We start from the raw sequence: 22,061 nt of genomic DNA on the forward strand, positions 1-22,061 counted from the left end.
CGCTGGCCATCCGAGGACGGCATCAACGACTCGATCCGCTCCCACTGAGCGTCATTCAGCACTGCCACACGCGACATGTGTCAACCATCGCCGACCACCACGCCCGGATTAAGCAGACACGCTCTAGTCGACGACGGCTCCACGGCTGTGTCTCCACGCACGGCGGAGAGCCTCGCTCGGGATGGTGCGAGGTGGCGACCAGGATGCACGCGAGTGATCGTGCGGCGAGCAGGACGCCCCGGAGCACGCCGTCAGGCGCGCAGGCAGAAGGGGTGCCCGGCAGGGTCGCGCAGGACCCGGGAGCGCTCCGGCGAGGGCTGGTGGTCCTCCTTGGTGGCGCCGAGTGCGAGGGCATCGCGCTCCGCGCCGTCGAGGTCGTCGACGCGCAGGTCCAGGTGCACCTGCTGGGACCGGTCGTTCGACGGCCAGGTCGGCGGGCGATAGCCCTCGACCCGGGCCGCGCCCAGGACGAGCCCGGCGGCGCTCACGGCGCAGTAGTCCGGGGTCTCCAGGACGACGGTCCCGTCCAGGAGCCGAGCCCAGAAGGCGGCCAGGGGCGCGGGGTCGGGGCACTCGAGGTTGATGGCGGCGAGCGTCGGGGTGGGCATGAGAGCTCCTGATGTCGGGATGGTCGGCGGTGGGTCAGGCGACGGGAGTCGCCGGGGTCGCCAGGAGGCTGCGGTCGCCGTCGAAGCCGTGGGCGAGCGCGGCTGAGACGTCCTCGTGGGGTGCGCCGAGCGCCGGGGCGCTGACCTCGTCGAGCCGTCGGTACTGGCTCGGCTCGAGGGCCACGTCCAGGGCGGCGAGGTAGCCGTCGAGATGGGCCGTGGTCCGAGGGCCGACGATGGGGCTGATCGAGGTGGCGGCTCGTGCGGCACGCTCGCGCAACCAGGAGAAGGGCGACCTGGACGGCGCCCGTGCCGAGCTCGTCGGCGACGGCCAGGACCTCGTCGAGCACGGCTGCGCGCTGTCCGCTGTCGGCGTCGTGCGCGTGCGCGCCGAGCCGTCCCTGGTCGCCGCGTCGATACTTGCCGGTGAGCAGGCCGCCGGCCAGCGGGGAGTAGAGCAGGACGCCGAGCCCGTGCGCCTCGGCCATGGGCAGGACCTCGCGCTCGGCGGAGCGCTGCGCCAGGCTGTACTCGGTCTGGACGGCGGAGACGAGTCCGTGGCCTCCGGCCCGGCCCGCGCGGACGGCGGCGCCCGCGACCCGCCACGCGGGGAAGTTGGAGAAGCCCCCGTAGCGGGCCTTGCCGGCGCGGACGAGGTCGTCGAGCCCGGCGAGGATCTCCTCGGTCGGGGTGACGCCGTCGGGGAAGTGCGGCATGAGGACGTCGACGTGGTCCGTCCGCAGTCGTCGCAGGCTGTCCTCCAGGGAGCGGATCATGACCTTGCGACTGTTCCCCGTCGTGCCCGGCGGCGCGCTGGGGTTCCGCGTCCCCGAGTACTTGGTGATCAGGACGTAGTCGTCCCGCCGGTCACCGAGCAGTCCGCCCAGGACCTGCTCGGCCTCGCCGTCCTGGTAGAGGTTCGAGGTGTCGAAGGTCGTGCCGCCGGCGGCCACGAAGGACTCGAAGACCTCGCGGGCCGCCTGGACGCCGGCGGTCCCGGGGGCAGAGCCGAAGGAGGCGGTGCCCAGCACGAGCTCCGAGGTCCTCAGGCCGGTGCCTCGTCCGAAGGTCTGGTAGCGCATCTGTGGTGGTGCTCCTCGGTGTCGGGGACGGTACGGTGGTGAACGTACACCCAAAGCGAAGGTTCATTCTTTTATGCCCAAGGTCAGCCAGGCACACCTCGACGCACGACGGCAGCAGATCCTGGACGCAGCCCGTGCCTGCTTCACCGCCCGCGGCTTCGGTCGCACCTCGATGACCGACGTCGTCGAGGCCTCCGGCCTCTCGGTGGGAGCGATCTACCGGTACTTCACGGGCAAGGAGGAGATCGTCGCCGCGATCTGTGAGGGGTCGAGCCAGGTCTTCCCCGACGAGCTGACCACGGAGAGCATCGCCGGCCTGCTCGAGCAGATCCGCGGGCGGGACGGGGCCCGGGACCACGCCCGGCTCGTCGCGCAGATCTACGCCGAGGCCGCTGTCTCCCCGGCGCTCGCTGCCGTCGTCGAGGGTCAGCTCGCCGATCTCCGTCGGGACGTGGCGGCGAAGCTGTCGGGGCAGGACCCGGCACGCGCGGCGCGCACCGCCGAGGCCTTCGTCGCCCTGTGCAACGGCTACAGCCAGCAGCTGGCCGTCCGCGGCGACGTCGAGCCGGCCCCGTACGTGGAGGCGCTCGTCGCACTCGTCGACGGCTGAGGCGGCCCGCTGTCGGTGGCGCGCCCCGGGCTCCACCGAGCAGCGGACGCCGGCCGGGATCGACGTGGTGGGATGGGGTGGTGCCGAACCGCCTCGCCGCCGCCACGTCCCCGTACCTCCTCCAGCACGCCGAGAACCCCGTCGACTGGTGGGAGTGGGGGCCGGACGCGTTCGAGGAGGCCCGTCACCGCGACGTCCCGGTGCTGCTCAGCGTCGGGTACGCGGCCTGCCACTGGTGCCACGTCATGGCGCACGAGTCCTTCGAGGACGACGCCACGGCGGCCTACCTCAACGCGCACTACGTCTGCGTGAAGGTCGACCGCGAGGAGCGGCCGGACGTCGACACCGTCTACATGAACGCGACCACGGCGATGACCGGCCAGGGCGGCTGGCCGATGACCTGCGTGCTCGACCACGAGGGCAGCCCGTTCTTCGCCGGCACCTACTTCCCCGACGTCCCCCAGCACGGCATGCCGTCGTTCCGGCAGGTGCTCGAGGGCCTCTCCGACGCCTGGGAGAACCGGCGCGACGAGGTCGGCCGGGTCGCGGCGAACCTGCGCGAGCACCTGGCGAGCGACGGCTCGGTGCCGCCCGCGCCGCTGGGTGCGGCCGAGGTCGCGACCGCCGTGCGCGCGCTCGACGGCCAGCACGACGACGTCCGCGGTGGGTTCGGGGGTGCCCCGAAGTTCCCGCCGTCGATGGTGCTTGAGCTGCTGCGGCGCGTCTCGGTGCAGGGCACCGGCGAGTCGCCGCGAGCACGGCAGATGCTGACCGCGACGGTGGAGGCGATGGCCCGCGGCGGCATGTACGACCAGCTCGCGGGCGGGTTCGCGCGCTACTCCGTCGACGACCGCTGGGTCGTGCCGCACTTCGAGAAGATGCTCTACGACAACGCCCAGCTGCTCGGCCTCTACGCCCGGCTCGGCACCTCGCTCGGCGATCGCGTCGCAGCCGAGACCGCCGACTGGATGCTCGCCGAGCTCCGCACCCCCGAGGGCGGCTTCGCCTCCGCGCTCGACGCCGACACCGAGGGCGAGGAGGGGCGCTACTACGTCTGGACGCCGGCGCAGCTGGCCGAGGTCCTCGGGCCGGACGACGCCGACTGGGCCGCCCAGGTCTTCGGCGTCACCGAGCGCGGCACCTTCGAGCACGGCTCCTCGGTGCTCCAGCGCCGGGCGGACCCGGAGGGACCGGGGGAGCAGCGGCTGGCCGACGTCCGCACCGTGCTCCGCGCCGCCCGCGAGACGCGCACCCGCCCCGCGCGCGACGACAAGGTGGTGGCCGCCTGGAACGGCCTCGTCATCTCCTCCCTCGTGGACGCCGGCAGCCTGCTGCGCCGCCCGGACCTGCTCGACGCGGCGCTGGACGCGGGGCGGCTGCTCGCGGAGGTCCACCTCGTGGAGACCGAGGCGGGGTCGAGGCTGCTGCGCGTCAGTCGTGACGGGGTGGCCGGTCGGCACACGGCCGTGCTGGAGGACCTCGGCTGCGTGGCCGGTGGCTTCCTCGCCCTGGCCGGTGCCACCGCCGACCCGGTGTGGCTGCACCGGGCGCTCGCCCTGCTCGAGGACGCCCTCACCCGGTTCCGCGCCGAGGACGGCGGGTTCCTCGACACCCCCGCCGACGCGTCCGACCTGCTCACCCGCCCCCGCGACCCCGGCGACAACGCGAGCCCCTCGGGGCTCTCGGCCACCGTGCACGCGCTGCTCGCGGCGCACGCGCTGACCGGCACCCAGCGCTACCTGGACGCCGCGCACGAGGCGCTCGGGACGGTCGCGGCGCTGGCCGTCCGCTCGCCCCGCTTCGCCGGGTGGTCGCTGGCGGCCGCCGCCGTCGCGGCCCCCGGCGTGCCCGAGGTGGCCGTCGTCGGGGCGCCGGGGGAGCGGCGCGACGCCCTCGAGCGGGAGGCCCGTCGCCTGCCGGGGGCCGTGGTGGCGGTCGCCGACCCGGCCTCACCGGTCTGGTCCGCAGCGCTGGACGGGGGCCTGGCCCTGCTGGAGGGGAGGGCCCCGGTGCCCGGCGCGACAGAGGCGGCCTACCTGTGCAGGGGATTCGTCTGCCAGCGTCCGACCGCCGACCCGGCCGTCCTGAGAGAAGTGTTCAGCTCTCTGTGAGCCCCGTTACACAATTGTTGCTGAGAAACCTTGACGTTACCTGAGTGCAAGCGCTGTCATGCCTCTTACGCAGAGTCCATCAGGCGGGGGCAAGGTCGCTCTCGCCGCTGACGAGAGAGGGACCCAGCATGCGTTCGAAGAAGATGCGGCAGGCTTCTGTCGCTGCGCTGGCCGTGGCCGGCCTGGTCCTGGCCGGTTGCGCGAGCGACGACGGTGACACCAGCGAGACCCAGTCGGCCGGCGGCACCTGGCCCGGCGACGGCAACAGCAACTGCGAGGGCCTCGAGCAGCTCGCGGACTTCGGTGACCTGACCGGCACGACGGTCGGCGTCTACACCTCGATCCTCTCCCCGGAGCAGGAGCAGCACGAGGCCTCCTACGAGCTCTTCACCGAGTGCACCGGCGCCGAGGTCAGCTACGAGGGCTCGGACCAGTTCGAGACCCAGCTGGTCGTGCGCCTCCAGGCCGGCAACGCCCCCGACATCGCCTACATCCCGCAGCCCGGTCTCCTGCAGACCGTCGTCGGCTCGGGCCTGGCCGTGGCGGCCCCGCAGACCGTGTCCGACAACGTCGACGAGTGGTTCGGCGAGGACTGGAAGGGCTACGGCACCGTCGACGGCACCTTCTACGCCGCCCCGCTGGGCGCCAACGTGAAGTCGTTCGTCTGGTACTCCCCGAGCACGTTCGAGAAGAACGGCTGGGAGATCCCGGAGACCTGGGACGACATGCTCGCCCTCTCCGACGAGATCGCAGCCTCGGGCATGAAGCCGTGGTGCGCGGGCATCGAGTCCGGCGAGGCCACCGGCTGGCCGGCCACCGACTGGCTGGAGGACGCGATCCTGCGCGACCAGGGCGCCGACTACTACGACCAGTGGGTCAACCACGAGGTGCCGTTCAACGACGCCGGCGTGGCCGAGTCGCTCGACCGGGTCGGCGACATCCTCAAGAACTCCGACTACGTCAACGGCGGCTTCGGCGGCGTCGACTCCGTCGCCACCACGTCCTTCCAGGAGGGCGGCCTGCCCATCCTCGACGACAACTGCGCCATGCACCGCCAGGCGTCCTTCTACGGCACCCAGTGGGGCGACGGCGTGACCGTGGCCGAGGACGGCGACGTGTTCGCCTTCTACCTGCCGACCACCAACGAGGACAACGGCAAGCCCGTCCTCGGCGGCGGCGAGTTCGTGGCGGCCTTCTCCGACCGCCCGGAGGTCCAGGCCTTCCAGACCTACCTGTCGACCGACGTGTGGGCCAACGAGAAGGCGAAGGCCACCACCACCGGTGGCTGGGTCTCCGCGAACACCGGTCTCGACGTGGCGAACCTGGTCGGCCCGATCGACCAGCTCTCCGCCGAGACGCTGCAGGACCCCGAGGCGGTCTTCCGCTTCGACGGCTCCGACCAGATGCCGAGCGCCGTGGGTGCCGGTTCCTTCTGGAAGCAGATGACGGCGTGGATCACGGGTGAGGACACCCAGACCGCGCTGGACAACATCGAGAACAGCTGGCCGGCCTCCTGACGAGCGCCACGGCCTGAGTCGCGTCGCCGGGGCGGGTTGGTAGACCCACCCGCCCCGGCCCGCGCGGCCCGGGCCCGCTGAAGCACGCCCTGCCGGGCGACACCGGCGGGGGACCGCTCTCGAGAGACGGGTAGGACCGTGACCACGTCAGACAAGCTCATCCAGATGGTCATCGCCGTCGCGCTGTTCTTCGGCGTGATGGCCGTGATCCTGCTGCTCACGCAGCGACTCCGCTCGCGCAACGGCGAGCGCGTCCAGGCAGCGGCCTTCGTGCTGCCCGCCCTGCTGCTCATCCTCGTCGGACTGCTCTACCCCGCGGTCCGCACCCTCATCCGCTCGTTCTACGGCGCCGGCCCCTTCGAGGCCCCGTTCGTCGGGCTGGACAACTACACGCGACTCTTCACCGACCCCACGCAGCTCCAGGTGCTGCGCAACACGCTCTTCTGGGTCATCCTCACGCCGCTGCTCTCCACCGGCATCGGCCTGGTCTACGCGATCCTCGTGGACCGCTCCCGCTTCGAGAAGGCAGCCAAGGCGCTGCTCTTCCTGCCCATGGCGATCTCGATGGTCGGTGCCTCGATCATCTGGAAGTTCGTCTACGCCTACCGCAGCGCGGAGGGTCTCTCCTCCGCCCAGGCGGCCGGGGGCGTCGACCAGATCGGTCTCGCCAACCAGCTGCTCACGATGATCGGGCTCGACCCGTACAACTTCATCCTCGACCAGCCCTGGAACACGTTCTTCCTCATCGTCATCCTGGTCTGGATCCAGGCCGGTTTCGCGATGACGATCCTGTCCGCCTCCATCAAGGCGATCCCCGACGACATCGTCGAGGCCGCCCGGCTGGACGGCGTGGGCGGCTGGAAGATGTTCCGGCACATCACGATCCCGAGCATCCGCCCGAGCCTCATCGTGGTGCTGACGACGATCACCATCGCCACGCTGAAGGTCTTCGACATCGTGCAGACCGCGACCGGCGGCAACTTCGGCACGTCGGTGATGGCCTACGAGTTCTACACGCAGAACTTCGTCTCCGGTAACCAGGGCCTGGCCACGGCGATCGCGGTCGTGATCTTCGTGCTCGTGGTCCCGATCGTCATCTACAACGTCCGCTCGATGCGCAAGCTGGAGGCACGATGACCGCCGCAGTGGAGAACCCCGTCGGCACCGAGCCGACCCCGCCCGAGGGCGGCAACGGGTCCAAGGGTGGCCGGCCCAAGTCCGCGGCGTCGGCCTTCAAGGAGTCGGCCGGCGGCCGGGTCGGGTCCGCGATCGCGCTCATCGTCGCGCTCGTCTGGACGGTGCCGACGTTCGGCCTGCTGGTCTCGTCCTTCCGCCCCGAGGCCGAGGTGAAGTCCAACGGCTGGTGGAACTTCTTCCAGGACCCCCAGTTCACGCTGGACAACTACCGCACGGCGCTGGACTCCAGCGCGGGCGCCGGCACCCTGATGGACAACCTGATCAACTCGGTCGTCATCACGGTCCCGGCGGTGCTGATCCCGATCAGCCTCGCCACGCTGGCCGCCTACGCGTTCGCGTGGATGGACTTCAAGGGCCGCGACACCCTGTTCGTGGCGGTCTTCGCCCTCCAGATCGTGCCCATCCAGGTCACGCTGGTGCCGCTTCTCCAGCTCTACCGGGACATGCCGTTCGGCCTCGTCCCGCTCTCCGGCAACGGGGCGCCCGCCGGCGGCCTCTACGCCCTGTGGCTCTCGCACACGATCTTCGCGATGCCGCTGGCGATCTTCCTGCTGCACAACTTCATGCGGGAGATCCCCGGTGAGCTGATCGAGTCCGCCCGCGTGGACGGCGCCGGTCACGTGCAGATCTTCACCCGCATGATGCTGCCGCTGATGGCCCCGGCCATCGCCGCGTTCGGCATCTTCCAGTTCCTGTGGGTCTGGAACGACCTGCTCGTCGCCAAGGTCTTCAGCTCGCCACAGGTGCAACCGCTCACGGTCGCCCTGCAGCTGCTGGTCGGCCAGCGCGGCGAGGACTGGTACCTCCTGGCCTCCGGTGCGTTCATCTCCCTGGTGATCCCGCTGGTCGTCTTCTTCAGCCTCCAGCGCTACTTCGTCCGCGGTCTGCTCGCGGGCAGCGTCAAGGGCTGACGCCCAGGAGTGCAGGACGCCGGCGTGCGCACCGCGCCGCCGGCGTCCTCACCGACCCCTTCCCACGGGGTCGTCCCCCCATCAGCCACGCGCCTCCCGCGCGACCTCGGCCACCCAGTGGTACGAGGCCTTCGGGGTCCGCGCCTGGTCCGAGGAGTCGATGTGCACGAGCCCGAAGGTCTTGGTGTACCCCTCGGCCCACTCGAAGTTGTCGAGCAGGGTCCACACCACGTACGCGCGGACGTCCGCGCCGGCGTCCCGCGCCGCTCGCGTGGCAGCGAGGTGGTCGCGCAGGTAGGCGACCCGGTCCTGGTCGTCGACGACGCCGTCGACCACGTTGTCGGCGACCTTGGCGTCGGCCATGGCCGCGCCGTTCTCCATCACCAGCACCGGCAGCCCGGTGCGCTCCGCCGTGGTGCGCACGAGCTCCTCGAGGCCGCTCGCGTCGATCTCCCAGCCGATGTCGGTGATCGGCTCGCGCACGACGAGGTCGAAGGCGGGGGCGCCGGGGTAGGCGCCGCCCTCGGGGTGCGCCGCACCGCCGGCGGCCGGCGTGGGGCGCACGGGCGTGTAGTAGTTCAAGCCGACCCAGTCGGCCGAGCCCTTGACGGCCTCCAGGTCCCCGGGGCGCACGAGGTCGGTGTCGCCCAGTTCCGGGGCGACCGCGAGCAGGCCCTCGTCGTAGGCCCCGTCGACCAGCGGGTCGAGCCAGACGCGGTTGCGCAGCGCGTCGATGGCGTCGGTGACCGCGTCGGCGGCGGGGTCGCCGACGGTCTCCGGCCAGATCGGGGCCAGGTTGAGCACGACGCCGACGTCGCACGGGCCCGCGGCCCGCAGGCGCTCGGCGGCCAGCGCGTGGCCCAGCATCAGGTGGTGCGCGGCCCGGTGGGCTGCACCGCCCTCGCGACGCCCGGGCGCGTGGACGCCGGCGGCGTAGCCGAGGTACGCGGCGCACCACGGCTCGTTCAGGGTGGCCCAGGCGCCCACGCGGTCGCCGAGCCGCTCGGCCACCACCGCGGCGTAGTCGGCGAACGCCTCGGCGGTCTCGCGGACCAGCCAGCCGCCGGCGTCCTCGAGGGGCTGGGGGAGGTCCCAGTGGTACAGCGTGGCCGTGGGCTTCACGCCCCTCTCCAGGAGGCCGTCGACGAGGCGGTCGTAGTAGTCCAGCCCGCGCGGCTCCACGGCGCCGGTGCCGGCCGGCACGACGCGCGGCCAGGCGATGGAGAAGCGGTACCACTCCACGCCGAGGCCGGCGACGAGGTCGGCGTCCTCGCGCCAGCGGTGGTAGCTGTCGCAGGCGGTCTCGCCCGAGGATGCGTCGCGGACGGCGCCGGGGCGCTCGGTGAAGGTGTCCCAGATCGACGGGCCGCGTCCGTCCTCGGCGACGGCGCCCTCGATCTGGTAGGAGGCGGTGGCGGTGCCCAGCTCCAGGCGGCTGCCGTCGGGCAGGCGGACGGGGAGCGGACCGGTGTAGGCAGACGTGCGCATGGTCACAACCTAGGGCCCGCCGCGCGGGTGCGACATGCCTGTCACGTGCCAGGGCCGGGAGCATGGTGCCCGCGGTCCGGGGGGACCCCCGAGGGGCGCGGCCGCCAGGCCCACCACGGCGGCCGTGACCACGACCGCGAGGGGGGTGCCCGGTGACGAGCATCGACGACGTCGCCCGCGAGTGCGGCGTCTCCACCGCCACGGTCTCCCGGGCCCTGCGCGGGCTGCCGCGGGTCTCCGAGGACACCCGCGCCCGGGTGCTCGAGGCGGCCGTCCGCCTCGGCTACACGCCCTCGCCGCACGCCGTCGGCCTCGCCAGCGGCGGTCGCACGCGCACCGTGGCCGTCGTCGTCCCGTTCGTCACCCGCTGGTACTTCTCCACCATCCTGCTCGGGGCCGAGCGCGAGCTGCGGCGCCGCGACCACGACCTGGCGCTCTACAACCTCGGCGGCGACCCCGAGGCGCGCGACCGGGTGCTCGGCACCGAGCTGCTGACCAAGCGGGTCGACGCGATCGTCATCGTCGGCATCGAGCCCACCGCCACCGAGCAGCGTCGGCTCGCCCGCCCCGGCCGCACCGTGGTGACCGTCGGCCTGCGGGTGCCGCACTGGCCCAGCGTCAGCATCGACGACGTCGAGGTGGCCGAGAAGGCGATGGCGCACCTCGTCGCCCTCGGGCACCGACGCATCGCCTACGTCGGCGGGCTCAAGGACGAGGGGCTGGACTTCACCACGCCCCGGCTCCGGCTGCGCGGCTACCGGCAGGCGCTGGCCGCCGCGGGCCTCCCGCACGACCCGACGCTCGAGGTCGACGGCGGCTTCACCAGCGACGGCGGCATCGAGTCCGGGCACGCCCTGCTCAGCCGGCCGGACCGGCCGACCGCGGTCTTCGCGGCGTCCGACGAGATGGCGATCGGGGTGCTGCACGCCGCCAAGGAGCGCGGCGTCCGCGTGCCCGAGGACCTCTCGGTGATCGGCATCGACGACCACGAGATGTCGCGGTTCATGGGGCTGACGACGCTGCGGCAGCCGGTCGTCCAGCAGGGTCAGATCGCCGCTCGCCAGGCCCTGCACCTGCTCTCCTCGGAGCCGGACGACGAGCACGTGCCCGAGCACGTCACCGTCTCCACGGAGCTGATCGTCCGCGAGACCACCGCCCCGCCGTCGTCCTGACCCGGCGGGCCTGACCCGTCGTCGCCGATAGTGCGCGACGAAAGGCACCTGTTCCGGCCCCTCGGGCAGCCGTTTCGTCGCGCACTATCGGCGGGCGGGCGTGCGATCAGCCGCCGGTGAGCAGCCGGTCCCCGAGGTCGGTGCGCCGGTACAGCACGAGCCGACCGTGGCGGGCCGAGGTGAGCAGGCCGGCCGCTCGCAGCGCCCGCAGGTGCTGGTTGACCGCGGAGGTGGTCACCCCCGAGCGCAGCCCCAGCTCCGAGGACGAGGCGGGCTCGGCCAGCGCCACGAGCAGCTCGGTCCGCGTGGGGCCCAGGAGGGCGCTGACGGCCTCGTGCTGCCCGTCGTCCAGCTGCCGGGCCCGCTCGCCCTCCCACAGCGTCCCGACCCCACGGGCGGGGTACTGGAGCAGGGGCGCCTCGGCGACCGAGATGGGCGCGGTGACGCCGAGCGTGAAGGTGCTCGGGACCAGCGTGAGGCCCTCGCCGGAGGTGGCGCGCTCGGCGGTGTGGCCGCCGCGCAGCTGCACACGCACCAGGTCGCCCTCGAGCCGGATGCGGGGCGAGAGGTCCTCGAAGACCGCCGGCAGGCCGCCCTGGGCGAGCCGGCGGCCGCGGTGGACGACGTCGGCCTCCAGGACGGTGCGCACCCGTGGCCACCAGGGCTCGAGGCAGACCCGCCCGTACTCGGCGAGCGCGGCCACGATCCGGTCGCGGGTCGCCGCCGGGTCGCCGCGCAGCGCGGGCGGCAGGCCGTCGCGGTGCACCTCGGCGAGGTCCTCGGCGACCACGTCCGGGTCGAGGTCGGCCATCCGGCCGAGCTCGTCGGCGAGCCGGGTGAGGGGGGAGTGGGGTCGGGGGGTGAGGAAGTCGGGCAGCGACAGCCGCTCGTTGGTGAGGGCCAGCAGCAGGTCGGTGTCGAGGCCGCTGCGCAGGGGGATCGTGCGCTGCAGCCACGGCAGGTGCAGCGGGTAGCGGCCGGGCTCGCGCCACGTCCGCAACGAGAGGGAGAGCTCCCCCAGCGGGGAGACCGCGAAGCGCACCGCGCCCAGGTCGGTCCCGTCCAGCCGGTAGGTCAGCATGAAGCCCGACGCTACATCCATGGCCGGACGACTGTCGGGTGGGCGAGCATCGGGCGTGCCTTCAGCGTCGCCCACGACTCCCCCCGGTCAGCCCTCCGGTCGCACCACCGGAGATCACCACGGCCGTCGTCGCGTCGCCCAGCTCCTCGCTGCCGCGGGGGGACGTCTCGCCCTGTCCCTGGCGCAGACCGCCCTTCCGACGTCCGCGATGGAGCGGGCACTCACCTTCTCGACGGCCGGCTGGGCGCTGGCCAACGGCCTCTTCTACAGCATCAGCGCGCTGTACTTCACCCAGGTCATCGGGCTGTCGGCCGCCACCGTCGGGTGGGGCCTCTCGGTGGCCGGGGGCGTCGGCGTCCTGTGCTCGCTGCTGGGCGGGCGCCTGGCCGACCGGGTGCCCGCCGACCGGATCATGCAGGTCTCCGGCATCGCCCAGGCCGTGGGCCTGCTCGTCTACGTCACCGCGGACGACGCGCTGTCTTTCGTGCTGGTCGCCTCGGCGGTCTCGGGCGCCCGCAGCGTCCAGGGCTCGGCCCGGCAGGCGATGCTCGCGCAGTGGTTCTCCGGTCGCGACCGGGTGGCCGTGCGCGCCCGCCTGCACGTCGTGCTCAACGTCTTCATCGGCGTGGGCACGGTGCTGGCCGCCCTCCCGCTCCTGGTCGGGACGCCGGCGGCCTACCACGCCACCATCGTGCTGGTCGGGGTGCTGGCGCTGCTGGCCGTGGTGCCCGTCGTCGGGCTGCGGCACCGGGTGCCGGGCCTGCTCGAGCGGCTGGGTCGGCGCGCGTCGCCGGAGGAAGCCGCCGCGCCGCGGGTCTCGCCGCTGCGCGACCGCACCTACCTGACCGCCACGCTGCTCACGTCGCTCATGGCGCTCCAGTTCGGCCTGCAGGGCGTCGTCGTGCCGCTGTGGATCGCCGAGCGCACCGACGCGCCCCACGTGATGGTCTCGGTCGTGCTGGTCACCAACACGGTCCTCGTGGCGCTCACGCAGGTGCGGGTCTCGCGCGGCACCGAGGACGTCGCCGTCTCCGGCCGGGCCGTGCGTCGGGCCGGGTTCCTGCTGCTCGCGGCCTGCCTGGTCTTCCCGCTGTCGGGCTGGTCCGCGCTGTCGGTGCCGGTGGTGGTCGCGGTGCTGCTGCTCGCCGGCGTCCTCGCGACCTTCGGCGAGGTCTGGGGCGAGGCAGGCTCCTGGGGGCTCTCCTTCGAGCTGGCGGACCCGCGGGCGGCCGGTGCCTACCAGGGCGTCAGCCAGACCGGCATGGCCCTGGCGGGCATGCTCGCGCCGGGCGTGCTCACCAGCGTGGTGCTCGGTACCGGTGCCCCGGGCTGGGCCGTGGTGGGCGTGGGCTTCGCGGTGGTCGGCTCGCTCACGGTGGTGCTGGCGGACCGGGTCGCGCGCCGGCGTACCGTGGCCGACGAGGTGCTCGCGGCCTGAGTCGCTCCTGCCGACCCGGAGATCGTCCCCGGGGCGAGGTCAGCGCAGGGCGTAGGTGGCCATCGAGACGCCCACGTAGTGGGTGACGAAGGCCAGCACCGTGAAGCTGTGGAACACCTCGTGGAACCCGAACCAGCGGGGCGAGGGGTTGGGGCGCTTCACGCCGTAGACGACGCCGCCGATCGTGTAGAGCGCGCCGCCGGTGCAGATGAGGACGAAGACCGCGATGCCGATGCCGAGGCCCAGGCTCACGGCACCGTCGAGGAATCCGGGGAGGAAGAAGACGGCGGCCCAGCCCAGGGCGATGTAGATCGGGGTGTAGAGCCAGCGCGGGGCGTGGCTCCAGAACACCCGGAACCCGACGCCCAGGATCGCGCCGCTCCACACGACGGAGAGCAGGACGGTCTGCTGGAGGCCGTCGAGCAGGATCAGCGCGAAGGGCGTGTAGGTGCCCGCGATGAGGACGAAGATGTTGGAGTGGTCGAAGCGGCGCAGGAACGCCCAGACCTTCGGTGACCACGTGCCCGTGTGGTAGATCGCGGAGACGGTGAACAGGATCAGCGCCGAGCCGGTGAACACGGCCGAGCCGACCTTGGTGACCGTGTCGGGGGAGAGCGCGATCAGCACGATGCCCGCGGCCAGGGTGAGCGGGGCGACCACCAGGTGCTGCCAGCCGCGCAGACGCGGCTTGATCTCGGCCTTCAGCTCCGACAGGGACTCGTGCAGGGAGTCGACGCCGGCGCGGACCGAGGGCGGCAGATGAGTGGTCATGGACCAACGGTAGCGGCCGGACGGTTGGGGATCACCCCGCCGACGGCGAGCCGTGTCACATCCGGCGGACGTTCGTGTCCGCATGACGACGCCCGGGTGGCGTCACGGTGACCGGTCGGTAGCGGGGCCGGTCGGTAGCGGGGCCGGTCGGCAGGCGTGGGGCCGGTCGTGCGGCCCCTGCTGCCGCCGATGATGCCGCGCGGCGCCGCGGTGGGCCTACCCTGTCGCTCGTGGGTCAGGTCAAGCGCGTGCTCCAACGGGTGCTGTACCCGTTGTACGAGGCACGTCTCGTGCGCCGGATGCCGGACAACCTGCCCCGGCACATCGGCGTGATGCTGGACGGCAACCGCCGCTGGGCGAAGGCCGTGGGCCAGTCCACCGCGCACGGCCACCGGGCGGGCGCCGCCAACATCGAGCCGCTGCTGGGCTGGTGCGACGAGGTCGGCGTCGAGGTGGTCACGCTGTGGCTGCTCTCCACCGACAACCTGCACCGTCCCGCCGAGGAGCTCGAGCCGCTGCTGGAGATCATCGCCGAGGCCGTGGACTCCCTCGCCGACACCCGCCGCTGGCGACTGCACCCCGTGGGCGCCGTCGACCTGCTGCCCGACCGGCTCGCCGAGCGGCTGAAGGCCGCCGAGGAGGCCACCCGCGACGTCGACGGGCTGTGGGTCAACGTGGCCGTCGGCTACGGCGGCCGGCAGGAGATCGCCGACGCCGTGCGCTCGCTGCTGGCCGACGGTGCCCGGCGCGGAGCCTCGCTGGAGGAGCTGGCCCGCGAGGTCGACATCGACGCGATCTCCGAGCACCTGTACACCAAGGGCCAGCCCGACCCCGACCTCGTCATCCGGACGTCGGGGGAGCAGCGGCTCGGCGGGTTCCTGCTCTGGCAGTCGGCCACCTCGGAGTTCTACTTCTGCGAGGCGTACTGGCCGGACTTCCGCCGCGTGGACTTCCTCCGCGCCCTGCGCAGCTATGCGCTGCGGCAGCGCCGCTTCGGCGCCTGAGCGGCCGCTGCCGGAGGGCGGGTCGTGTGTGACGGCGGTGTGAACACTGCGCGTCACTCCCGCGTGTCGCCCCGATCACGTCCGTCCTGGGGCTACTTTCCGTGGCATCAGCAGGTGGGGAAGCCTGCTGAACCTGGAGGCCCGCTCGTGGAGATTCACGACTGCACCGCACGGCAGACGCACTGCGCCTGCCGCGCGATCGGAGGCGGGCACTCCCGCTTTCGGGCGTCCCGGTCCAACCGTGTGAGCTAGGGCCGGGGCAAGGAGTGCCTGCGTCGGTCCGTGAGGGGTAAACCGTGCCGGACCAGGCCATGCAGTCGCAGCAGTCCCCCCGCCCCACCTCCGCCACCTCGGCGACCGAGGGCACCGCGACCAGCACCCGCAGCACCCGACGACCTCGCAAGAAGCAGCCCGCCGTCCGCACCTACGTGCTGGACACCAGCGTGCTGCTCGCCGACCCGGCGGCCATCCGCCGCTTCGCCGAGCACGAGGTCGTCCTCCCCGTCGTCGTCATCACCGAGCTGGAGGGCAAGCGCCACCACCCGGAGCTGGGCTTCTTCGCCCGCGCCGCGCTGCGCATGCTCGACGAGCTGCGGGTGGCGCACGGCCGCCTGGACACCCCGGTGCCCGTCGGCGACGAGGGCGGCTCGGTCCGCGTCGAGCTCAACCACATCGACCCCACCTGCCTGCCCTCCGGCTTCCGGCTGGGCGACAACGACACCCGCATCCTCGCCGTCGCCAAGAACCTCGCCTCCGAGGGCCACGACGTCACCCTCGTCTCCAAGGACATGCCGCTGCGGATCAAGGCCTCGGCCGTGGGCCTGGACGCGGAGGAGTACCGCGCCGAGGCGGTCTCGGAGTCCGACACCGGCTACTCCGGCATGGCCGAGCTCGACGTGGCCGCGACCGCGCTCGACGACCTCTACGACGCGGGCGTCACCGACCTGGACGAGGCCCGGGACATGCCCTGCCACCAGGGCCTGCGGCTCATGTCGGACCGGGGCAGCGCGCTGGCCCGGGTCGGTGCCGACAAGCGGGTGCACCTGGTCCGCGGGGACCGCGAGGCGTTCGGCATCCACGGCCGCAGCGCCGAGCAGCGGATCGCGCTGGAGCACCTGCTCGACCCCGAGATCGGCATCGTCTCGCTCGGTGGCCGCGCCGGCACCGGCAAGTCCGCCATGGCGCTGTGCGCCGGTCTCGAGGCGGTCCTGGAGCGCCGTCAGCACTCCAAGGTCGTCATCTTCCGCCCGCTGTTCGCCGTCGGCGGCCAGGAGCTCGGCTACCTGCCGGGCTCGGAGTCGGAGAAGATGTCGCCCTGGGCGCAGGCCGTCTTCGACACCCTCTCGGCCATGACCACCCCCGACGTGATCGACGAGATCGTCGACCGCGGGATGCTCGAGGTGCTGCCGCTGACCCACATCCGCGGACGCTCGCTGCACGACGCCTTCGTGATCGTGGACGAGGCGCAGTCGCTGGAGCGCAACGTGCTCCTGACCGTGCTCTCGCGCATGGGTGCGAACTCCAAGGTCGTGCTGACCCACGACGTCGCGCAGCGCGACAACCTGCGCGTCGGCCGGCACGACGGCGTGGTCGCCGTGATCGACAAGCTGAAGGGTCACCCGTTGTTCGCCCACGTGACCCTGACCCGGTCCGAGCGCTCGCCGATCGCGGCGCTGGTCACCGAGATGCTGGAGAACGTCACGGTCTGACCTCGACGCCCCGCCCGACCCGTCGTCGACCGCTCAGCGGCGCCGATGCCGACCGGGTCCGGGGTTCCCACCAGCCCCTCCGCCGTCCGGTGCCCTCACGCAGAGCGCCGGGCGGCGGCGGCCTGTCCGGACCGAGCTCACCCCGGCGGGTGGGCCACTGCCCGACACGTGTGACTGGTGTGACGGATGTGCTGTGAAACGTGAAGAAGTGCACAGAAGTTACGAGTTCGGTTTGTCTGACCCATCCGCGTCATGCATCGTGGCTCGCGGACGTCACGCAGGTCAGCCGGCCCCCGGCCGATGAGAGGTGCAGGCGTCCACGCACCACCGCCGGGCCCCTCGGGGTCTCGGCACCTGCCCGAGCACGAGGTGCGCGCCCCGGCGCCGCCCCCGACCAGTACCCCGGACCAGCCCTTGTCGAAGCACCGCCAGCCAGGCCGACGCCGTCGGACCGCTGACGACCCTGTGACCCCGCGTCCCGAGTCGTCCGCCCCGAAGCACTCCGCCGCCCGGCACGCCGCTCCTCGGGCCTCCGTCATCCCTGCCGGCGTCGCCCAGGCCCCGCGCCTGGCCGCCCGGACGACCGTCGTGGTCTCCGCCCTCGCCGTCGGGACGACCGGTGCCGCCGTGGCCGGCGGCGTCGGCCTCGCCGGAGGCACGACCCCGGTGGCCGCCGCCGACACCGCGACGACGCAGTCGGTCGGCCTCACCGCCGCCGACCTCCTCACCGGCGTCGAGGAGACCGCGGCCGCCGCTCAGGAGATCGCCACCGAGGACCGCGGCGTCGTCTCGCGCAGCGCCGACCGCCGCGCCGACACCGACGACACCAAGGTCGCGATCCTCTCCTCCGACGGCGAGGCCATGACTCGCTCGGAGGACTCCTCCGACCTCGACCCGCGCTCCATCGCCTCGGCCATGCTCGGCAGCTACGGGTGGGACAGCAGCCAGTTCACCTGCCTGGACTCCCTGTGGACCAAGGAGTCCGGCTGGCAGGTCGACGCCGACAACCCGACGTCCAGCGCCTACGGCATCCCGCAGGCCCTGCCCGGCTCCAAGATGGCCTCCGCCGGCGCCGACTGGGCGACCAACCCCGTCACCCAGATCACCTGGGGCCTGGGCTACATCCAGGACGTCTACGGCAGCCCGTGCTCGGCCTGGGCGCACAGCCAGTCCGTCAACTGGTACTGAGCCCGCCCCGGGCGTCCTGCGACGTGCGTGGCCGCGTCCACGTCTGACGCGTCACAGACCTGCAACGTCCCGCCTGGCAGCATCGGGGACATGAGCGAGCAGGTAGCGGACCCGTACGAGTGCGAGATCGGCGCCCGCGTGCGCGACGTCAACCTCGAGGGGCACGCCGACAACGTCGAGCTGCTGCGCATCCTCGACGAGGCGCGCACCCGGTTCTTCCGGTTCGCCCCGCTGGTCTCACCCGACGGCGTGCCGTTCACCGGCGTGCTGGCCGCGGCACCGGGCCACGTCACCGAGCTGGTCGTGGCGCACCGGGTCGAGTACGTCAGCGAGGTGCCGCTGGACCCCACGCGGCCCTACGTCGTCGCGGTCCGGGTGACGCGCCTCGGCTCGTCCTCGCTGGACGTCGGCCTGGAGCTACGGCTGTCGGGGGACGCCGAGCCCGCCGTGCTCGGTGAGACCACCGTCGTCCTGCTGGACCCGGGCACCGGCAAGCCCTGGCCGATGGACGACGACCTGCGCACCCTGCTCTCCGCCTACTCCGGCCCGCCCGTGTCCCTGCGCGGGCGCTGAGCCGATAGTGCGCGACGAAAAGCACCCGAATCGGCTCTCCGAGCAGCCACTTCGTCGCGCACTATTGGCCGAACCTCACGTGTGGGTACTCACGGGTGGGTCATGGACTCCACGTCGAGCGCGGCGTCGAGCTGCTCGAGGGTCACCTCGCCGCGGTCGACGAAGCCCATGGCGAGGACGGTCTCGCGGATGGTCGCGCCGTCGGCGAGCGCCTTCTTGGCGACCTTGGCGGCGTTCTCGTAGCCGATGTGCTTGTTGAGCGGGGTGACGACGCTGGGGGAGGACTCGGCGTAGGTGCGCATCCGGCTCGCGTCGGCGGTGATGCCGTCGACGCAGCGCTCGGCCAGCACCCGTGACGACGCGGCGAGCAGGCGAGTGGACTCGAGCACGTTGCGGGCCATCACCGGCATCGCCACGTTCAGCTCGAAGGCGCCGGACGCGCCGGCGACGGTGACGGCGGTGTCGTTGCCCATCACCTGGAAGCAGACCATCAGCGTCGCCTCGGGCAGCACCGGGTTCACCTTGCCCGGCATGATGCTCGAGCCCGGCTGCAGGTCGGGCAGGTGGATCTCGGCGAGGCCGGTGGTGGGGCCGGACGACATCCAGCGCAGGTCGTTGCAGATCTTGGTGAGGCCCACGGCGACCGTCTTCAGCGCCCCCGACAGCTCGACGAGGGAGTCGCGGGTGCCCTGGGCCTCGAAGTGGTTGCGCGCCTCGGTGAACGGCTGGCCGGTGCGCTCGCCGAGCACCTCGATCACGCGCTCGGCGAAGCCGGCGGGGGTGTTGATGCCGGTGCCGACGGCCGTGCCGCCCAGCGGCAGCTCGCGCACGCGCGGCAGGACGGCGGCCAGCCGCTCGGCCCCGTAGCGCACCGTGGCGGCGTAGCCGGAGAACTCCTGGCCCAGCATCACCGGAGTCGCGTCCATGAGGTGGGTGCGGCCCGACTTCACCAGGCCGGCGAACTCCTCGGCCTTGCCTTCGAGGCTGGTGGCCAGCACGTCCAGCGCCGGCAGCAGCCCCTCGGTGACCGCCACGGCGGCCGCCACGTGGATCGCCGTCGGGAAGGTGTCGTTGCTGGACTGGCTCGCGTTCACGTGGTCGTTGGGGTGCACCTGCGTGCCCGCGCGCTGGGCGAGGGTCGCGATGACCTCGTTGGCGTTCATGTTGGACGAGGTCCCCGACCCCGTCTGGAAGACGTCGATGGGGAACGCGTCGTCGTGCTCGCCCGCGGCCACGGCACCCGCCGCGGTCTCGATGGCCGCGCCGGCGTCCGAGGTGAGGATGCCGAGCTCGGTGTTCACGGTGGCGGCCGCGGCCTTGACGTGGCCGATCGCGTGGATCAGCGCCGGCTCGATCGGCGTCCCGGAGATGGGGAAGTTCTCCACCGCACGCTGGGTCTGCGCCCGCCACAGCGCGTCCTTCGGGACGAGGACCTCGCCCATGCTGTCGTGCTCGGTGCGGAACTCCTGCCGGCCGGCCTGCGTCGCGTCGGTAGTCACATCTCTTACCTACCTCGCCGATGGGCGTGTCATTCCCGCCGGGCGGGTGATCTCCGCCCGGCCGGGTGGGATGGACCGACGTGGCCGGGATACCGACTCGCCATGCCCACACCCGAAGAGCGCGACGCGATCAACGCCCAGCACCGCACCGAGAAGGACGCGGACGGCCAGGTCTCGGAGGTCTCCGCGATGGACCCGGCCGACGCGGACACCCCGATCAGCGACGACCAGTCGGTCGCGGGGCAGCCGGACGCCGAGTCGGGCGCCGTCGACGAGGGTCCGACCGGTCCCAACTCCCGCGCCGGTTCGAACAAGAACTAGGTCCGCGGCCGGGGTAGAGGGGGTACGACCCACCACATTCGTGGTCTCGGCAAGGTGGAACCACGAATGTGGTGGGTCGTACCCCGTTTCCGCCCTACTCCTGCGAGCGCACCCGGATGCCGGAGAGCGGCACGGTGACCGCGCCGGAGGGGTCGGTGAAGAAGTCGTTGCCCTTGTCGTCCACGACGATGAAGGCGGGGAAGTCCTCGACCTCGATCTTCCAGACCGCCTCCATGCCCAGCTCGGGGTACTCCAGCACCTCGACGGACTTGATGCAGTCCTGCGCCAGGCGAGCGGCGGGGCCACCGATCGAGCCCAGGTAGAAGCCGCCGTGGGTGTCGCACGACTCGGTGACGACCTTCGAGCGGTTGCCCTTGGCGAGCATCACCATCGAGCCGCCCGCGGCCTGGAACGAGGACACGTAGGAGTCCATCCGGCCGGCTGTCGTCGGGCCGAACGAGCCCGACGCGTAGCCCTCGGGCGTCTTGGCCGGGCCTGCGTAGTAGACGGCGTGGTCCTTCATGTACTGCGGCATGTCCTCGCCGGCGTCCAGGCGCTCCTGGATCTTGGCGTGCGCGATGTCGCGAGCCACCACGAGCGGACCGGTCAGCGACAGCCGGGTCTTCACGGGATGCTCGCTGAGCGTCGAGAGGATCTCCGACATCGGCCGGTTCAGGTCGATGCGCACGACGTCGGCGTCGTCCTCGGGCTGGGTGGCGCCGGTCGCGGGCAGGTACTTCGCCGGGTCGGTCTCGAGCTGCTCGAGGAAGACGCCCTCGGCGGTGATCTTGCCCAGCGCCTGGCGGTCGGCCGAGCAGGAGACGGCGATCGCGACGGGGCACGAGGCGCCGTGGCGGGGCAGGCGCACCACGCGGACGTCGTGGCAGAAGTACTTGCCGCCGAACTGCGCGCCGATGCCGAAGTCCTGCGTGAGCTTGAAGACCTCCTCCTCGAGCTCGAGGTCGCGGAAGCCGTGGGCGTCCATGGAGCCCTCGGTCGGCAGCGCGTCGAGGTAGTGCGCGGAGGCGTACTTGGCGGTCTTGAGGGCGAACTCCGCGCTCGTGCCGCCGATGACCACGGCCAGGTGGTACGGCGGGCAGGCGGCGGTGCCGAGCGAGCGCAGCTTCTCGTCGAGGAACTGCAGCATCCGCTTGGGGTTGAGGATCGCCTTCGTCTCCTGGAACAGGAACGACTTGTTGGCCGAGCCGCCGCCCTTGGCCATGAAGAGGAACTTGTACTCGGGCTTGCCGTCCTTGGACGGGGTCGAGTACAGCTCGATCTGCGCCGGCAGGTTCGAGCCGGTGTTCTTCTCCTCGTAGGTGGTGATCGGCGCCAGCTGCGAGTAGCGCAGGTTCAGCTTGGTGTAGGCGTCGAACACGCCCTTGCTGACCCACTCGGCGTCGTCCGCGCCGGTCAGCACGCCCTCGGCCTTCTTGCCCATCACGATCGCGGTGCCGGTGTCCTGGCACATCGGCAGCACGCCGCCGGCGGAGATGTTGACGTTCTTGAGCAGGTCCAGCGCGACGAACCGGTCGTTGCCGGAGGCCTCGGGGTCGTCGAGGATCTTGCGCAGCTGGGTCAGGTGCGCCGGACGCAGGTAGTGCGCGATGTCGTGCATCGCCTCCGCCGTGAGGCGCTGGATCGCCTCCGGGTCGACCTTGAGGAACGTCTGCCCGTCGACCTCGACGGTGCTGACCCCTTCGGTCGTGATCAGCCGGTAGGGCGTGTCGTCCTTGCCGGTCGGGAGGAGGTCGGAGTAGCGGAACTCTGCGGCGGCCACG

19 protein-coding genes and 1 pseudogene are annotated in these 22,061 nt (G+C 72.3%); 12 read left to right on the forward strand and 8 right to left on the reverse strand.

All coding sequences use genetic code 11. The features are described 5' to 3' along the window. Positions 1 to 251: 251 nt before the first annotated feature. From M8330_RS17025 to M8330_RS22725, 3 genes and pseudogenes are all read right to left on the reverse strand, one after another. A complete protein-coding gene (locus M8330_RS17025) occupies positions 252 to 608 on the reverse strand; it encodes a VOC family protein (protein WP_250828302.1) in 357 nt (118 codons plus the stop codon). Positions 609 to 642: 34 nt separating this feature from the next. After that, positions 643 to 792 carry a hypothetical protein gene (locus M8330_RS17030; RefSeq protein ID WP_250828303.1) on the reverse strand — a complete coding sequence of 50 codons (150 nt, stop codon included), beginning with the start codon at positions 790 to 792 and terminating at the stop codon, positions 643 to 645. A 163-nt stretch (positions 793 to 955) separates the two neighbouring features. Further along, positions 956 to 1,690: pseudogene (locus M8330_RS22725) on the reverse strand (aldo/keto reductase); the annotation flags it as partial. 73 nt (positions 1,691 to 1,763) lie between these two features. On the opposite strand from M8330_RS22725, the gene M8330_RS17040 reads away from it, so the two are divergent. The 5 genes from M8330_RS17040 (at position 1,764) to M8330_RS17060 (ending at position 8,036) form a co-directional block, all read left to right on the forward strand. After that, positions 1,764 to 2,300 carry a TetR/AcrR family transcriptional regulator gene (locus M8330_RS17040; protein WP_250828305.1) on the forward strand — a complete coding sequence of 179 codons (537 nt, stop codon included), beginning with the start codon at positions 1,764 to 1,766 and terminating at the stop codon, positions 2,298 to 2,300. Positions 2,301 to 2,380: 80 nt separating this feature from the next. Continuing rightward, the gene (locus tag M8330_RS17045; protein WP_250828306.1) at positions 2,381 to 4,411 is read left to right on the forward strand and encodes a thioredoxin domain-containing protein; all 2,031 of its coding nucleotides are present in this window, start codon (positions 2,381 to 2,383) and stop codon (positions 4,409 to 4,411) included. A gap of 128 nt (positions 4,412 to 4,539) precedes the next feature. Next, complete coding sequence (locus tag M8330_RS17050) at positions 4,540 to 5,928, forward strand: ABC transporter substrate-binding protein (protein ID WP_250828307.1); 1,389 nt, start codon at positions 4,540 to 4,542, stop codon at positions 5,926 to 5,928. 138 nt (positions 5,929 to 6,066) lie between these two features. After that, positions 6,067 to 7,065 (forward strand): carbohydrate ABC transporter permease, encoded by a 999-nt coding sequence (locus M8330_RS17055; protein WP_250056629.1) that lies wholly within the window; start codon positions 6,067 to 6,069, stop codon positions 7,063 to 7,065. Next, positions 7,062 to 8,036, forward strand: coding sequence for a carbohydrate ABC transporter permease (locus M8330_RS17060; RefSeq protein ID WP_250056627.1), 975 nt, complete (start codon positions 7,062 to 7,064; stop codon positions 8,034 to 8,036). Before M8330_RS17055 ends, M8330_RS17060 begins: the two co-directional genes overlap by 4 nt. Before the next feature lie 81 nt (positions 8,037 to 8,117). Here the strand turns inward: M8330_RS17060 and M8330_RS17065 are convergent, their stop codons facing one another. Beyond that, a complete protein-coding gene (locus tag M8330_RS17065) occupies positions 8,118 to 9,524 on the reverse strand; it encodes a GH1 family beta-glucosidase (RefSeq protein WP_250828308.1) in 1,407 nt (468 codons plus the stop codon). Between the two features lie 152 nt (positions 9,525 to 9,676). On the opposite strand from M8330_RS17065, the gene M8330_RS17070 reads away from it, so the two are divergent. After that, positions 9,677 to 10,696 (forward strand): LacI family DNA-binding transcriptional regulator, encoded by a 1,020-nt coding sequence (locus tag M8330_RS17070; protein ID WP_250828309.1) that lies wholly within the window; start codon positions 9,677 to 9,679, stop codon positions 10,694 to 10,696. Positions 10,697 to 10,802: 106 nt separating this feature from the next. On the opposite strand, the gene M8330_RS17075 is transcribed toward M8330_RS17070, so the two are convergent. Beyond that, positions 10,803 to 11,777, reverse strand: coding sequence for an ArsR/SmtB family transcription factor (locus M8330_RS17075; RefSeq protein ID WP_250828310.1), 975 nt, complete (start codon positions 11,775 to 11,777; stop codon positions 10,803 to 10,805). A 208-nt stretch (positions 11,778 to 11,985) separates the two neighbouring features. Here M8330_RS17075 and M8330_RS17080 point away from each other — a divergent pair, with 208 nt between their 5' ends. Further along, entirely contained in the window at positions 11,986 to 13,215 is a 1,230-nt protein-coding gene (locus M8330_RS17080) for an MFS transporter (RefSeq protein WP_250828311.1), read from the forward strand. A gap of 39 nt (positions 13,216 to 13,254) precedes the next feature. Here M8330_RS17080 and trhA read toward each other — a convergent pair whose 3' ends face one another. Continuing rightward, positions 13,255 to 13,986 carry a PAQR family membrane homeostasis protein TrhA gene (trhA, locus tag M8330_RS17085; protein ID WP_250828312.1) on the reverse strand — a complete coding sequence of 244 codons (732 nt, stop codon included), beginning with the start codon at positions 13,984 to 13,986 and terminating at the stop codon, positions 13,255 to 13,257. 299 nt (positions 13,987 to 14,285) lie between these two features. Here trhA and M8330_RS17090 point away from each other — a divergent pair, with 299 nt between their 5' ends. The 4 genes from M8330_RS17090 to M8330_RS17105 all read left to right on the forward strand — a co-directional run bounded on the left by M8330_RS17090 (position 14,286) and on the right by M8330_RS17105 (position 18,460). Next, a complete protein-coding gene (locus M8330_RS17090) occupies positions 14,286 to 14,990 on the forward strand; it encodes an isoprenyl transferase (RefSeq protein WP_250054372.1) in 705 nt (234 codons plus the stop codon). A 311-nt stretch (positions 14,991 to 15,301) separates the two neighbouring features. Beyond that, complete coding sequence (gene phoH2 / locus M8330_RS17095) at positions 15,302 to 16,699, forward strand: RNA 5'-3' helicase PhoH2 (RefSeq protein ID WP_272495057.1); 1,398 nt, start codon at positions 15,302 to 15,304, stop codon at positions 16,697 to 16,699. Between the two features lie 465 nt (positions 16,700 to 17,164). Further along, the gene (locus M8330_RS17100) at positions 17,165 to 17,887 is read left to right on the forward strand and encodes an aggregation-promoting factor C-terminal-like domain-containing protein (protein WP_250054374.1); all 723 of its coding nucleotides are present in this window, start codon (positions 17,165 to 17,167) and stop codon (positions 17,885 to 17,887) included. Positions 17,888 to 17,977: 90 nt separating this feature from the next. Further along, positions 17,978 to 18,460 carry an acyl-CoA thioesterase gene (locus tag M8330_RS17105; RefSeq protein ID WP_250828313.1) on the forward strand — a complete coding sequence of 161 codons (483 nt, stop codon included), beginning with the start codon at positions 17,978 to 17,980 and terminating at the stop codon, positions 18,458 to 18,460. Positions 18,461 to 18,549: 89 nt separating this feature from the next. Here M8330_RS17105 and M8330_RS17110 read toward each other — a convergent pair whose 3' ends face one another. After that, positions 18,550 to 19,959: a class II fumarate hydratase gene (locus M8330_RS17110; protein WP_308196307.1), complete on the reverse strand. Its 1,410-nt coding sequence runs from the start codon at positions 19,957 to 19,959 to the stop codon at positions 18,550 to 18,552. A 102-nt stretch (positions 19,960 to 20,061) separates the two neighbouring features. On the opposite strand from M8330_RS17110, the gene M8330_RS17115 reads away from it, so the two are divergent. After that, entirely contained in the window at positions 20,062 to 20,280 is a 219-nt protein-coding gene (locus tag M8330_RS17115; protein WP_250054357.1) for a hypothetical protein, read from the forward strand. Between the two features lie 94 nt (positions 20,281 to 20,374). Here M8330_RS17115 and M8330_RS17120 read toward each other — a convergent pair whose 3' ends face one another. Beyond that, positions 20,375 to 22,060 (reverse strand): fumarate hydratase, encoded by a 1,686-nt coding sequence (locus M8330_RS17120; protein ID WP_250054356.1) that lies wholly within the window; start codon positions 22,058 to 22,060, stop codon positions 20,375 to 20,377. Between the last annotated feature and the right edge of the window lies 1 nt (position 22,061).

This window comes from Nocardioides bruguierae (genome assembly GCF_023656415.1).
Taxonomy (GTDB): Bacteria; Actinomycetota; Actinomycetes; order Propionibacteriales; family Nocardioidaceae; genus Nocardioides; species Nocardioides bruguierae.